This is a genomic window from Mediterranea massiliensis, from assembly GCF_900128475.1.
Classification (GTDB): Bacteria; Bacteroidota; Bacteroidia; order Bacteroidales; family Bacteroidaceae; genus Bacteroides; species Bacteroides massiliensis_E.
Genome location: NZ_LT635837.1, coordinates 173,770 through 187,553, shown reverse-complemented (window position 1 = coordinate 187,553; position 13,784 = coordinate 173,770). Strand labels below are relative to the sequence as shown.

The window sequence follows — 13,784 nt, the reverse complement described above, 5'->3', positions numbered from 1 at the left end:
TGAAGAGATTTGCGATGCATCACTTCGGTCGAACTAATGGCCTTTTCGCCGGCAATAAGAGCTTTGAGATAGTTTAGTTACTGTGTGGTTAGTGTTTCGGTAATTGTTTCGGTAATTGTTACAAATAACAGACTTATGTGGCAGTGGTCGCTATTTTTAAGACAGCCTTAGCAGTAATATTCTGAACAGAAAAAGAAGTGTTGTTTCTTTTATTGTTCAAATTATTACTATATTTGCAGTATGGACAGGCAATTAAATGAAATAGGAACCATTCCGGTAACGACTTCAATCATTGAATCGTTATATCCGGAACTTAAGTCTGCTAATAAGAAAGTAACCTGGCTCGAAAAGCAAGGGGTTATCATCAGACTTAAGCGAGGACTTTATGTGATCAACCCCGAATATTCAGGAAAGACTCTATCAAGTGAGTTGATTGCCAATCATCTCTATACACCTTCGTATATTTCAATGTCTACTGCACTACGATATTATGGACTTATCCCAGAGGCTGTATATGTTCATCAATCAATGACTGTAAAACATCCCCGAAGCTTTCAAACTCCAGTCGGCAATTATGACTACAAATATATTTCAAGAAAGGCATTTCCGATAGGAGTAAGGAGTATGAATAAAGGTGACTATGCATTTCTTATTGCATCACCGGAAAAGGCTTTGTGTGATTTGATTGCCAATTCCTCAAAAGTCATTCTTCGTTATATGAAGGATGTAGAGACATATCTTGAGCAGGATATTCGTATGGATATGGATGAGTTCTATAATATGGACGCAACCATATTTGAAGATTATATAAAGGTTGGCAAAAAGGCTGATTCAATTTCAACACTTCTAAAATTCTTAAGACGATGAAAAATGAAATATTCGACAATATGCTCTCCCGTTATGATTTAACAACGGAGCAACATAAGAGAAACGCCATATTTGAAGTGAACCAACAAATGATACTTGCAGGCCTGTATGCTGGGGGCTTCTTTGAATCGGCTGCGTTCTATGGCGGAACTTGTCTGAGAATCTTTCATGGCTTGCAGCGTTTCAGTGAGGATATGGATTTCTCACTGCTTGCGCAAGATGACAAGTTCGATTTTACGAAATATTTTCCTGCTATCATTGACGCTTTTGCAATGGTAGGCCGTGAAGTTGAAATAAAGAAAAAGGATAAGAAGAATTTTGGAAAGGTCGAATCGGCATTTCTTAAAGATAATACCGATGTGTATGATGTGACTTTCCAAACAGAGAAGTCTATAAAGATAAAGATTGAAGTAGATACATGTCCACCGTTGAACTTCAAGACGGAACAAAAGCTATTGCTCCAACCACATTCATTTATGACTCGTTGTTTCACACTTCCGGACCTGTTTGCAGGCAAGATGCACGCCTTAGTATATCGTGCGTGGAAGAACAGAGTAAAAGGTCGTGATTGGTACGACTTTGAATGGTATGTACGCCATAATATTCCACTTGATTTTGCTCATTTGGCAGAACGATGCAAGCAGTTCAACAATGAGAATATCACTCCAGAGTTATTCAAGGAGAAACTCATTGAGCGTCTCTCTTCAGCTGATATAAAACAAGTGAAAGAAGATGTATTGCCTTTCGTGCGCAATCCAAAAGAACTTGATATTTGGTCAAATGATTATTTCGTGCAGTTGGCCGGGATGGTAAGAATAGAATAATACAACATTAAGCTTTCTCCAAGAAATAACTACTAAAGTATTTATAGCTTTAGTAAGCCTGCACCTTTTCTTATTGGCGAAGGCAATCCAAGTAAGGTTATACTTATTCATAGTCTTATTATTTCATTAGTGTCCACTAAAAAATCATAGAAGTTCTTTGAAATTATTGAAATTCAATTTGTTATAGGTAATTTTAGATTCCCGAGACTTGAATTTAACTTTGCGGTCAAAATCAGACCGTTATGTTTAAAGACGAGTACGTTTTCTCTCAATTAGTTAAATTCCTTGATTACGAGAAATTCAAATACATTGTGAAGAAATACAATGGCAACAAGTATATCAAAAGCTATACCTGTTGGAATCAGTTGCTTACGATGATGTTCGGTCAGCTATCCAATCGAGAGAGCCTCCGAGATCTGGTTGTGGCTATGGAAGCACATGCTGGGAAACTCTACCATCTCGGAATCGGGAAATCTGTAACACGAAGCAATCTCAGTAAGGCTAATGAGCAACGTGATTACCATATTTTCGAGGAGTATGCAACATTCATGATTGCCGAGGCCCGCAAGCGTAGAATCAATAAAATATTCGAACTTGACGGTCATGTTTACGCATTTGACTCTACAACGGTTGATTTGTGCCTGTCGGTGTTTGAATGGGCCAAATTTCGCAAACATAAAGGCGGAATAAAGTTGCATACGCTCTATGATGTTGAAGCGGAAGTACCTGCATTTGTGCATATTACACCTGCCAACATTCACGATTCAAAGGCTATGCCTGAGATACCATACGAATCTGGAGCGCACTACATATTCGACCGCGGATATAACGACTTCAGCAATCTTAATACGATAAATCGTATAGGTGCTTTCTTCGTTGTACGAGCCAAAACAAACGTACGGATCAAGCCTAAAACCTGGAAACGAAGATTGCCGGAAGGTGTAGTTTCGGATGCAATCGGGTGCTTTACGGTTTATAAAAGTTCTAAGGATTATCCTGAGGAACTTAGAAAACTCATCGTTGAAAATCCTGAAGACGGTACACGATATATCTTCCTGACAAACAATCTTGACGCATCTGCGGAGTTGATATCATCGCTTTATCGAAACAGATGGAGTGTTGAACTGTTCTTCAAATGGATAAAACAACACCTCAGGATTAAGAAGTTTTGGGGAACATCGGAAAACGCAGTACGCATACAAATCTATTGTGCGATAATTACTTACTGTTTGGTAGCAATAATTCAACACGATATGAAATTAGAACGCAGCGTCTATGAGGTTCTTCAAATCCTCGGAATCTCTCTGACCGACAAAACACATCTCAGTGACTTGTTCGACAAATCGAATTTCAAAAATGTCAAAGACCGATATGATTCAAGTGAACCGAATTTATTTAATTTTTAACCTTGTCCATTTTTAGTGGACAGTAGTGTTATTATTTTGCAAAGAACTTAGTCTTCAACCAATAGGCATAAATCGGGTCTTGGAACGAGATTTCACCGGCCTTATTATCCAATATATCATTCTTGATAAGGGCAGCCTTTGAGCGGGATATTGAGGTCGTTGAAGAGATTTGATAGCGATGCATCACTTCAGTCGAGCTAATAGCCTTTTCTCCAGCTATAAGAGCCTTGAGGTAGTTCAGTTGCTGTGTGGTCAGTGTTTCGGTGATTGTTACAAACAACAGACTTAACTGCTCCATCAATGCTGTGTGCGCCTCACGTACAATCTCAACAGTACATACATCTTTTGTTCTGAGCCATGAAAGCTGTGCCAGCTGCTGTGCGTAGTATGGATGATTATCTACGAGCTTTGCAATCAAATGGCTTGCTTCATCGTCGATGTTCTTGCCGGTATCAGCGAAACGACTCTTGAAAAATTCCACAAGGCAAGGTGTGTCAATCTTATTGAGAAACATCAGATTGCCGAACTTGTAGAATGGTTTGGATGAGTCGGTAAACACTTCTATCATCATGTGGCGCTTGCTACCATAGAGACAATAAGCCACACTTTGATGCAGTTGCCAATGTGAACGCAATTTTTTCTGGAAATAGTCTGGGTCGGTAAACGTCGCGATATTTTGGAACTCATCTACGCAAATAACGATTTTCAGGCCCTTCTTCCTGGCAATCTTTTCGGCAAGATCGAGCACTTCGTCGGGATTACGCTTTACCTCCTCCCAATCAAAATCGATTGAAACCTCATTGGTCGGGTCTGTACCGATTGAAATTTTGGGAACAAGGTGCGAAAAGAAACTCTTTGCGCTCTCGATTGCCTCCTTCCATTTTGTGGAAGTGGCAGCAATGACATTTTGGGCGAGCAGTGAATAAAAATGCTCCTTGCTACGCACATTGAACAGGTCGATATGACAGATTCGGAGGTTACTGTCCTGCACCATCGCTAACTTTGCGGCCTTGTTTACAAGTGAACTTTTACCCCAGCGACGAGGAGAGATAATAATGGTATTGATTAACGATGTAAAGTACTGGACCAAGTAAGTCGTTTCTTTCTCACGATTGCAAAAATCTTTTCCAATAGCAATTTTCCCATATGTAAATGGAATTTCCATATCACTCTATTTTGATTGTAGTGCTAATATAGCACAAAATGTATCTTTTAGAAATAATATATTGTTTATTTTTTGTGAAATACCATCCTTAATGAATAGTTTAATAGAATTTAATATCTCAACACCTAATAATGTGTCCACGTGATTGTGGTAAGAGATAATTCGGAAATTTATTTCTGTAACACATCATAAAATAAAGTGAAATCCGTATATTTGTATCAACTATATTTATTTGAATAATAATGGAGGAACAATTAGATAATAAGATATTTGATAGCGAAGGGACTGGAATGGAGAATGATTTGACGGATCCGTTTAATCCTAACGACATATCAATAGATAAAAAGACGGTCTTGGTTGAAACTTGCATTAAAAGGCTTATTCAGAAATCCATTGTTCTTAATCCTGATTATCAACGTCATGAGGTGTGGGATGACGTTAGAAAATCAAGATTAATTGAGTCATTAATGCTTAAAATACCAATTCCTATGTTTTACGTCTCTGCAGATGAAAAGAGTGTTTATACAGTTGTTGATGGACTTCAGCGCCTTTCTTCATTGAGGGATTTCATTTTAGGACAAAACTTTCTAAAAAAGAAAGACGAATATTTACGTGGTAAAGGAATGAAGCTGCAAGGATTGGAATTTTGGACACAATATGATGGGAAGACATTTAGTGAATTACCGACCTATCTTCAGAATAGAATAACAGAAACTGAATTGACATTTACAATTATTAATCCTGGAACCCCGGAAGAAGTAAAGCGTAATATTTTTAAACGTATTAATACTGGAGGGCTATATTTAACACCGCAAGAAATACGAAATGCCTTATATAATGGTTCGGCAACAGAATTGCTTAATGCATTAGCAAAAAATGAGAGCTTCTTAGAAGCTACTACTAATTCTGTTAAGTCAGAACGTATGGATGACTTTGAATTAATTCTACGATGTATCGCTTTTATATTACGTGGAAAAGAATTTTATCCTAAGAATAATAGTATGGATATGTTTTTAAGTGATACAATGCAAATAATCAATGCTTATCCTGATTTTTCAACAAATGATATCAAGAAACTTATAAAACGTGGAAACGTAACAATTGAAAGTATACGGGATTTTAATTTAGAAGATTTAAAGGTATTATTCATTAGAGGAATGCAGCGTTCTCAGAAACTCTTTGGAAAACATTGTTTTCGTCGAAGTTTTGGGAAAATGCGTCGTGCTCCTATTAATAAAGCTTTGTTTGAGATGTGGGGGGCAATGTTAGCTATGTTAGATGAACATGAGTATACAAATATATATTCAAATCAAAATGAATTAAAAGCAGAGTATTATATTATGCTAGGCGATATAGATTTTCAAAATTTGATTTCAAGAGACAGTTGGAAATATTCTTCTGTACAAAAACGTTTTGACAAAATTAATTCTTTAATTGCGAAATATAAATAACAATGATTAGTGAAATACAATTAGAAGGATTTAAATCTTTTATAGATAGTAGTATAATCCTAAAACCGTTTACATTGCTAACAGGACTTAATAGTAGTGGAAAAAGTTCTGTTATACAAGCTTTATTAATGGCTAATAGAGGCTTGCAATATGGAAACTTTTTATTAGATGATCATGGTACAATAAAAGAATTAACTAATATAAATGCTCAAGAATTTAGTATTAAATTATTAAACGATAAAGGGGAATCCGTTGTTTTACACGGGAAAGATGATTTACAAAAAATTGATTGCAATAGCTTTACTTGTCCTGAATTATTCTATTCAGAAGCAGGGCGATATGGAAGTCAAAGTTCAATAAAAGTTTTCAATAATACAGTTGAAATGGATTCAAAAGGAGGGAATTTATTGAAATGTATTGATACTTATGCAGATATGCCCATTCCCATTGATTTGAGACATCCGAAATCTCAAGGAGAAACTTTTATGTTTAATCTACAGGCATGGCTTGATATTATATCTCCAGGGATTAATTTTACATATGTATTACAAAAACTTAGCGATCAATCCTTTTCGTTCTTTGACGAACATAGAGCTACAAATGTTGGGTTTGGGTTAAGTTATGCCTTACCGGTCCTTGCTTTATTATTACGAGCTTCATTGAGTAAAGACAGTTTGGTACTGTTAGAAAATCCAGAAGCCCATTTACACCCCAAAGGTCAAACTGAAATTGGTAAATTTATAGCCCGTTGTGTAGATTTCGGTATAAATGTTGTTGTTGAAACACATAGTGATCATCTATTTGATGGTATTCGACTTTATACTAAACAGCATGAAGGTTTTGAAAATAAATTTATTAGTTATTGGTTTGAACTAAATAAAGAGAAGAATACAAACATAGAATCTATTACATTAGATTCTAATGGAAAGATGACTGACATAACTCCAAAAGGTTTTTTTGATCAATTTGAATTAGATGCCATAAATTTATTTTGAAACAACATTATATGATGGTTAATTTCATTTTTAATGATTGTATTCCATACAATATGTCATTAAACGATTATGCAGGTGCCTTGCATAATACGCTCTTGGCTTATAAAGAAGTAAATAAAGAGTTTGATTCATGTGTTGTATTAGCGAAAAATCAAGATGAACAAATTTTGTCTAAAACGATATCTTTAAAGCAATGTATCTTACAAATTCAAGATAGTTCAGAAAGGATTTTTGCTCTTCGCTTGTTCAATAAATATCCAATACGAACAATCTTTGATGAAAATTCTAATGCAGAGTGGTTGGTAAATAATGATTTTAAAGTCATAGTATGTAATGAAGAAAAGGATGCAACAAATCTTGCGCTTGCTACTCGTGGTAATGGTATGTCCTTCACATTAGGCGTCTGTGAAGATTTATTAAAAGACCAATTAGAATTGAAAGGACAAGATGAAATTTGTAATATTGATAATCTCTATGGTACACAATCTAATACGGAATACATAATAACAAGAATCCGTGAATTAAACGAGAAGTCAAAAAGCCTTTTAGAAAGGGTTCAGGATATTATTGGCTGTACTGTTATAATACGTGACACCTTTAAGGATGATTTTCAAAAAATTAGTATGGATAAACAATATTCTATATTTGATAAATTTAAAACAGCAGCACAGCGTAATATTCTACATCCTATAAAAGCTGATGAAAAAATAATAAAAGATGTAACTCCTAACAATGGCAAAAAAGGTCCAATGTATGAACTGAGAATTTTTAGTCCTGCGGTTCTTCGTGTATATTTTACACAAAAGGATGAAACAATTATATTAATTGACTTGGGAGGGAAAAATAGTCAAAATTTAGATATAAGTAGAGCTTATAATCGATTATGATTTTTAGAGGTTAAATGTGTATTTCTTACCATGCCAGAAGAAAATTTACGGAAGCATCGGATCTGAATAGGGCATTGGCTACACAAGTATTANCATCGTGAACTGCGACGAGACCTGGTGCAAGGTGAAGGTACAGGACCGTTATCGTAAAAGATATATCTGGTGTCTGGTCAACCGTGAAGAGAAGATTGTCATCTATTGTTATGAGGAAGGTTCCCGCAGCCGTGATGCCCTGAAGAACATTTTGGGCGACCGGCAGATCAGGGCGCTGCAGTCGGACGGCTACAATGTGTACATGTATCTGGAAGACAGGCTGTACGACACGGAACATCTCTGCTGCCTGGCCCATGCGCGTGCCAAGTTCGTGTATGCCTACGAGCAGGGCGGTGACCTGAATGCGAAACAGATGCTGGAATACATCGGCTGGTTGTACGGTCAGGAAGACAGTTACCGCCAGTCCGGTCTGACAGCTGAAGAGATAACCCGACAACGGAACTCCCTGCGGACAAAGGAAGTCATCGGCCGCATGCGCAGTTTTCTGAATGTGCTGACTTCGGAGGGTCATCCTCCCCGTGGAGATCTGATGGAAAAGGCGGTCAATTACCTGAAGAACTTCTGGAATCAGCTGTTCGCCTACTTGAAAGACGGCCGCTACAGCATCGACAATACCATTGCGGAGCGTTTCATCCGTCCCTTGGCGGGTGAGCGGAAGAACTCGTTGTTCTTTGGCAGCAACCGTATGGCGAATGTGTCAGCCGCCTATCATACTTTGATATCTACTTGCCGGGCCAACGGTATCTCCGCCCTGGCTTATTTAAAGAAATTTTTCCGTGAGGTGGTCAAAGGGCGTAGGGATTATGAGAATCTGCTACCGATGACCATCGGAATCAATACTAACAAACTTTAAAAATCAAGTCCGGTTTTTGAAAACTTTAAGAGGAAAGCTTCCCAAAGGGGCTTTCCCTGTAGGGTACGTCAAAATTGGACGCTTACAGTATTATGTGCTATATAGGCAAACTATACAAAGTGGAATCAGAAGCTGACGAGACTGGACTTACCATAGAAGAGCGTAAGGAAAGACGTATTTGTAAATCCTATCTTGTTATACTGAAGTTTGAAAAATGAATTCAGTAAACTTATTTAGGGTGCTGGCTAAAATCCGTATAGGGAAAACCATCGAATACACCTTCTCACTTCTGCTCAGACTTTCCAGACATGTGAATAACAGAAGAGTAAGTATCAATAACAATTGAATTGAAAATGCAATCAGGCAGAAGATTTTTGAGCAAGAAAAACTATCTCATCTCTGTGACAAAGACGCATCCGCATACAAGGTGTTCATTGTGTATTTCCTTATCGGAATTTGCGAGCCTGTGGGGGGTAGATCCCATAATATAAATGAAAGATGTCCTGAGAAAAATACCGTATTATGACATGGAAAAAAGGATATGGCGAAACTCCTTCAACAGAATCTTGCCAAAGCAAAACGAATTTGTTCCGAATGGAATTTATTTATTCTATTAGCCTCGAGACGGAAACAAATCTGAACGAATCGTAGTAAATCAGGATTGATATTCTCTATTTTGCAATATGTACTTTACTAGAAACTTGCATTATAGTGTACTACACAAATAAATCAACATAAGTTACTATATATGACATTTTTAGATTTAATAAGGTCATAATTTAAATATTTACAAGGATGGGACGATTAAAAGAAATGATGATAGATCAGGAAAACGGTCTTATGCATACTTTTGATGGAGATAAAAAGGTTTGTGCTGAACATTTTAGAGATCCATATTTGCAGGATTATATTCGAAAGAATGGACATGAAGGGCTATGTTCATATTGTGGCAAAGAACATACTTTAGTGCTAGATATGCAAGATTTTATGCAACATGTAGAGGAACGTTTGTCACAAAGATTATGTTCTTTGGATGATGCCAATTTGCCATTGTCTAGTTCATACTACGATGATGATAAGGAAGTCATACCAGGAGTCCGTCGAGCTGGATCTTTTATTCTGCCAGAGAAAGCAGAAACATATGAGGATGTACAAGATTTGATGGATAGTTATGGTCTTTATACACTAAATAATGATCTTAATGAAGACATTGCTTCTTGTTTCAACAATGACGAATGTGTGCAGACAGAAGCTTTTGCAGAAGACCTTGATGAAGAGTTATCTTATGAATGGGATTATTTTTCTAATATGGTTAAGCATAAAAAACGCTATACTTTTTTCCAGGATCCGCATTTCATAAGAAAAGAGGAGTGGAAAGATGATGTATTGACAGAAATAAACCAGCTTTGCGGAAATATTCTTATGTCCAAACTTACTAAGGGAACTCTCATATTCCGAGGACGTCCCAATGATATAGGAGTTCCTCGTACTTCATTTAAGGATTTGACGGCACCACCAACTGAGGCAGCTAAGGAAAATAGAATGAGCGCTGCAGGGATTTCCATGTTTTATGGTGCATTGGATAAGGATACTCCGATACATGAAATCAGAAATTATACTCCAGATGCTGTGATAGATTTGGGGGAGTTCGAATTGAAAAGAGAACTTGTGGTTGTCGACCTGTTCAAGATACCTAAAGACTTATCATTTTGGATGCCGAAATATTTCTGGGAATATAAGTTTCTAAAGAAGTTCCATTCGGAAATAACACAACCTATAGGTAAGAATCCGGGGATCGATTATGTACCCACTCAAATTTTTACTGAATACATAAGGTTTATGAATAATTACCACATTGATGGTATTATATATCAAAGCTCGATGACTGGTGAAAAGAATATTGTACTTTTTTATGATAATAATACTTCCGCAGAAGTATTACAGTTGAATAAAGTTAAGACATATCAATATGATAAGATAGGATAAAAAACTTATCAGTGGGATGTCAGCACTAAAAGGAGGAATTTATAGCCTAAATGATCGTTAAATTAGAATAATTAAACTGGCTGACAAGCTTTTCAACGATCAGAAATTATGAGATTGTGGCTTATATTAAAATAAGGTAAGCATCCGATAAAATACACATTGTAAAGCCATCCACTCTTCCGTTACTTTGCCAATAAAAAGACCATGAAACGAATAATGAGTAAAGAAGAGTTCCTGTCTGTTTATGAAAGACAACAGGCCAGTGGCCTGACCATAAAAGATTTCTGTGAGAATGAGGCCTATTCATCCTCCTGTTTCCATTATTGGAAGAAGAAATTTGGCCTGAGCCGTACTTACACCAGCCATCCGGACAAGCTTCCCGATGATACGTTCATTCCATTGGATCTGCGTCGCAGGGGCAATTTCCCGTCAGGTGCGGGTGGCGACGTGACAATAGAGCTTCCTTCCGGAATCAGGATCCACCTTGACAGCCATGGGAACCCTGAACTGACATTTGGATTGATACACAAATTATGCGGCCATGTTCTGTCTGAATGATACCATGCGCTATTTCCTGTGTCCCGGAAAGACGGACATGCGCAAGGGGATCAATTCTCTGTGCGGAGTGGTTCACGACCGGATGGGACATGACGTCCGTCTGGGCGATGTCTTCATCTTCATAAACAGAAGCAGGACCACCATGAAGCTCCTCCATGCTGAAGACGGCGGCATGGTATTGTATGTGAAACGTCTGGAAGAAGGCACATTCCGGCTGCCGGCCTATGACAGCCGGAGCAGGTCTTATCCGATGGAATGGCGCGACCTGGTCATGATGGTGGAAGGAATCAGTGACAATCCGAACGAGAGGCTGAAAAGGTTGAAAGCCAGTAGAAAGAATGGCTTCTACTGAAAGTTTTTTCATGTATCCGGTTGCGTATCTGACGGAAAATCAGTATCTTTACATCGTATAAAGAGATAGAAACGGATGATTCGGCAGGATACAATGGAACAGATAATCAGGAGTCAGCAGGAGCAGATAGCCGGTCTCCTGGAGACTAACCGTTCCCTTGTCGAATCCAACGGGAAACTGCTGGAACAGACGGATGCGCTGCAACGGAAGATACAGGAACTGCTCTCACAGATAGCATGGCTGAACCGTCAGCTTTTCGGGCGGAGAAGTGAGAAGCTGGCAGCCCTGGATCCCAACCAGCTCTCCCTGTTCGATTCCGTTCCTGCAACCGGACAGAATGAAGACATCCGGGAAGAGGACAGCAGCGCAGCGGTTCCTTCAAAAGCAAAGCCCGATGGAAAGAAGAAGGAATCCCGGCGTAACCGCGAACTCCTGGAGGGACTGCCGGTAGTTGAAGTGGTAATTGAACCCGACCGGGTGGATCTGGACCGTTACAGACGGATCGGCGAGGAACGTACCCGTACGCTGGAATTTGAACCGGGCAGGCTGTATGTAAAGGAGACTGTCCGTCCCAAATATGGACTGAAAGACAACCTGAGTCTTCCCAAGGAAGGTGAAAGCGGCGTAATCATTGCTCCGCTTCCACCTTCTCCTGTTTACAAATGTCTGGCCGGTTCCACCATGCTGGCCGAAATGCTCCTGCAGAAATACGAATATCACGTTCCATTCTACAGGCAGGTCAAGGAGTTCCGCCATCTGGGTGTCCGTCTTTCCGAAAGCACACTGAGCGGCTGGTTCAAGCCTGTGTGTGAACTGCTGAGACCACTTTATGGCGAGCTGGTCCGGCTGGTTGTCGGATGCGGGTATGTTCAGGCGGACGAGACCACTGTAAGGGTAATCAGCAAGGGAAAGGGGAAGGCCGGCAAGGAGTATCTGTGGATGGTCAGGGCGGTCATGGAAAAGCTGGTCATTTTCCATTACGATGACGGTTCCCGTTCGGGACAGACTATAAGGAAACTGCTGAAGGACTTCAAGGGATATCTGCAGAGTGACGGTTACAGTGCCTACAATGTATTTGAAGGTACTGAAGGAGTGTGCCTCATAGCCTGCCTGGCCCATATCAGACGCCATTTTGAGATGGCTCTGGAGGAAAACAGAAGTCTGGCGGAGCATGCCTTGAAAACAATACAGGAGATTTATCGGACAGAGCACTTTGCCGACTCCCGGGAATATACGGCGGAAGAACGGCGTGAACTGCGGAACCGTCAGTCCGCCCCTCTGCTGGATTCCTTTGAAAAGTGGATGGAAAGCACATATGTCAAGGTTCCGCCCAAAAACCGGATGGGACAGGCCATCTCCTATGCGTATCCGTTATGGCCCAGAATGAAGGCCTGTCTCAAAGACGGCAATATAAAGATAGACAATAATCTGGCCGAAAATGCGATACGTCCTCTGACGCTCTCAAGAAAGAACTTCCTCTTCTGCGGGAATCATGAGGCCGCGGAAAATACAGCGGTCATCTGTTCACTGCTTGCCACCTGCAAGGCACAGGAAGTCAATCCAAGAGAATGGCTGAACGATGTCATTGCCAGGCTTCCATATTATCAGGAAAAAGATTCCGGCAAAGATATCCGGGAACTGCTTCCGGATGTCTGGAAGTTGAAGAAGTCCAACGAAAATCCTATTGAAGTCTAATAGAGATACAATAGAATAGCAAACTCTTCCTGTCAACTTTATATTCGTTGATAAGAAGAGTTTGTTGTTTTATGAATCTACAATGTGTACTTTATCGGAGGCTTACAGAATAGCAAACTCTTCCTGTCAACTTTATATTCGTTGATAAGAAGAGTTTGTTGTTTTATGAATCTACAATGTGTACTTTATCGGAGGCTTACAAAATAAGTGTGTCTGTAAAGTTAATAAATTCCTTACTTGACACACTTAAATTTATTGTCTATATTATTTGGTGGAACGGATATTCTGGGATAAACGCTCTATTAGAATTGAGAAATCCTTTTCATGTCTAAGCTCGCATTCCCAAACGATAATAACCTTCCAGCCTGATTCTTCAAGTTTGTGTTTTGTGATTACATCCCGTTCTCGGTTACTTGATATTTTGTTAATCCAGAATTCCGTATTGCTTTTGGGAGTATATGCATATTTACAACCAGGATGTCCGTGCCAGAAACATCCATGAACGAAAATTACAGTTTTGTATCGTGGCAGAACTATATCCGGTTTTCCTGGAAGACTTTTGACATTGACACGATAGCGAAATCCGCGGGCAAAAAGAGCCTTGCGGAGCATAATTTCCGGTTTCGTACCCTTATTTTTGATTCGGGACATGACTTCAGATCTTTTTTCTCGGCTCCAAATATCCATATCA

The 13,784-nt window shown here is 39.1% G+C and carries 13 protein-coding genes; 11 read left to right on the top strand and 2 right to left on the bottom strand.

Translation table 11 applies throughout. The features are described from left to right. Positions 1 to 240: 240 nt before the first annotated feature. The 3 genes from BQ7483_RS08665 (at position 241) to BQ7483_RS08655 (ending at position 3,097) form a co-directional block, all read left to right on the top strand. Positions 241 to 867, top strand: a complete 627-nt coding sequence (locus BQ7483_RS08665) for a type IV toxin-antitoxin system AbiEi family antitoxin domain-containing protein (protein WP_072545611.1) — start codon at positions 241 to 243, stop codon at positions 865 to 867. Beyond that, positions 864 to 1,691 carry a nucleotidyl transferase AbiEii/AbiGii toxin family protein gene (locus BQ7483_RS08660; RefSeq protein ID WP_072545610.1) on the top strand — a complete coding sequence of 276 codons (828 nt, stop codon included), beginning with the start codon at positions 864 to 866 and terminating at the stop codon, positions 1,689 to 1,691. The genes BQ7483_RS08665 and BQ7483_RS08660 overlap by 4 nt, the downstream gene beginning before the upstream one ends. Before the next feature lie 242 nt (positions 1,692 to 1,933). Next, positions 1,934 to 3,097 (top strand): IS4 family transposase, encoded by a 1,164-nt coding sequence (locus BQ7483_RS08655; protein WP_072544385.1) that lies wholly within the window; start codon positions 1,934 to 1,936, stop codon positions 3,095 to 3,097. Between the two features lie 31 nt (positions 3,098 to 3,128). On the opposite strand, the gene BQ7483_RS08650 is transcribed toward BQ7483_RS08655, so the two are convergent. Next, positions 3,129 to 4,262, bottom strand: a complete 1,134-nt coding sequence (locus tag BQ7483_RS08650) for an AAA family ATPase (RefSeq protein ID WP_072545609.1) — start codon at positions 4,260 to 4,262, stop codon at positions 3,129 to 3,131. Positions 4,263 to 4,504: 242 nt separating this feature from the next. Between BQ7483_RS08650 and BQ7483_RS08645 the strand changes: the two genes are divergently transcribed. The 8 genes from BQ7483_RS08645 to tnpC all read left to right on the top strand — a co-directional run bounded on the left by BQ7483_RS08645 (position 4,505) and on the right by tnpC (position 13,093). After that, positions 4,505 to 5,713: a DUF262 domain-containing protein gene (locus BQ7483_RS08645; protein WP_072545608.1), complete on the top strand. Its 1,209-nt coding sequence runs from the start codon at positions 4,505 to 4,507 to the stop codon at positions 5,711 to 5,713. Between the two features lie 2 nt (positions 5,714 to 5,715). Next, complete coding sequence (locus BQ7483_RS08640) at positions 5,716 to 6,708, top strand: AAA family ATPase (RefSeq protein WP_072545607.1); 993 nt, start codon at positions 5,716 to 5,718, stop codon at positions 6,706 to 6,708. 11 nt (positions 6,709 to 6,719) lie between these two features. Then, on the top strand, positions 6,720 to 7,595 hold the full coding sequence (locus BQ7483_RS08635; protein WP_072545606.1) for a type II toxin-antitoxin system RelE/ParE family toxin: 876 nt from the start codon (positions 6,720 to 6,722) through the stop codon (positions 7,593 to 7,595). Positions 7,596 to 7,692: 97 nt separating this feature from the next. Next, positions 7,693 to 8,502, top strand: a complete 810-nt coding sequence (locus BQ7483_RS08630; protein WP_072545605.1) for an IS66 family transposase — start codon at positions 7,693 to 7,695, stop codon at positions 8,500 to 8,502. Positions 8,503 to 9,315: 813 nt separating this feature from the next. Beyond that, positions 9,316 to 10,488: a HEPN-associated N-terminal domain-containing protein gene (locus tag BQ7483_RS08625; protein WP_162274249.1), complete on the top strand. Its 1,173-nt coding sequence runs from the start codon at positions 9,316 to 9,318 to the stop codon at positions 10,486 to 10,488. A 204-nt stretch (positions 10,489 to 10,692) separates the two neighbouring features. Next, positions 10,693 to 11,046: an IS66 family insertion sequence element accessory protein TnpA gene (gene tnpA / locus BQ7483_RS08620; RefSeq protein WP_072545603.1), complete on the top strand. Its 354-nt coding sequence runs from the start codon at positions 10,693 to 10,695 to the stop codon at positions 11,044 to 11,046. Beyond that, positions 11,030 to 11,398: an IS66 family insertion sequence element accessory protein TnpB gene (gene tnpB, locus BQ7483_RS08615; RefSeq protein ID WP_072545602.1), complete on the top strand. Its 369-nt coding sequence runs from the start codon at positions 11,030 to 11,032 to the stop codon at positions 11,396 to 11,398. Before tnpA ends, tnpB begins: the two co-directional genes overlap by 17 nt. 75 nt (positions 11,399 to 11,473) lie before the next feature. Then, the gene (gene tnpC, locus BQ7483_RS08610; RefSeq protein ID WP_072545601.1) at positions 11,474 to 13,093 is read left to right on the top strand and encodes an IS66 family transposase; all 1,620 of its coding nucleotides are present in this window, start codon (positions 11,474 to 11,476) and stop codon (positions 13,091 to 13,093) included. A gap of 264 nt (positions 13,094 to 13,357) precedes the next feature. Here the strand turns inward: tnpC and BQ7483_RS08605 are convergent, their stop codons facing one another. Continuing rightward, complete coding sequence (locus BQ7483_RS08605) at positions 13,358 to 13,780, bottom strand: very short patch repair endonuclease (RefSeq protein WP_072545782.1); 423 nt, start codon at positions 13,778 to 13,780, stop codon at positions 13,358 to 13,360. Between the last annotated feature and the right edge of the window lie 4 nt (positions 13,781 to 13,784).